1 protein-coding gene is annotated in these 511 nt (G+C 67.3%); it reads right to left on the reverse strand.

The features are described 5' to 3' along the window. On the reverse strand, positions 1-440 hold a 440-nt coding region (locus tag ABD323_RS45590; RefSeq protein ID WP_344447797.1), incomplete at its 3' end, for an acyl-CoA dehydrogenase family protein. Positions 441-511: the final 71 nt, after the last annotated feature.

The following is a 511-nucleotide window of genomic DNA, read 5'->3' on the forward strand; positions in this document are numbered from 1 at the left end:
CTGTCCCGCGCACCCGACACGAAATCCCACCGCCCGTTGAGGACCACCCCGCCGTCCACCGGCGTGGCCACCCCCGACGGGTTCACCCCGCCGCAGATCCGCACACTCGGATCCGCGAAGATCTCGTCCTGCACCTCATCGGGAAACAGCCCCGCCAGCCACGACCCCATCGTGTACGTGCTGATCGTCCACCCGACCGCGCCGTCCCCGCGCGCCAGCTCCGCGATCACCGCCGACAACGTCCGCACATCCGACTCCGCGCCGCCGTAACGCACCGGCACCCGCATCTTCATGATCCCGGCACGGGTGACCGCCCGCAGCACCTCCTCATGGAGAACCCGGTTCTCCTCCTGCCACGGAACATGCTTGCGGATCACCTCCACCAGATCCGACGCCCGGCCGACAAGCTCAGCCTGCGATGCCGCCTCATTGATCGCCATCAGTTCTCCTCAATACGATGACAGGGACAGAGAAGTGAAACCTCCGCCACACACGGCGGACTCCGCACGGG

Source organism: Kitasatospora nipponensis (assembly GCF_039528135.1).
Taxonomy (GTDB): Bacteria; Actinomycetota; Actinomycetes; order Streptomycetales; family Streptomycetaceae; genus Kitasatospora; species Kitasatospora nipponensis.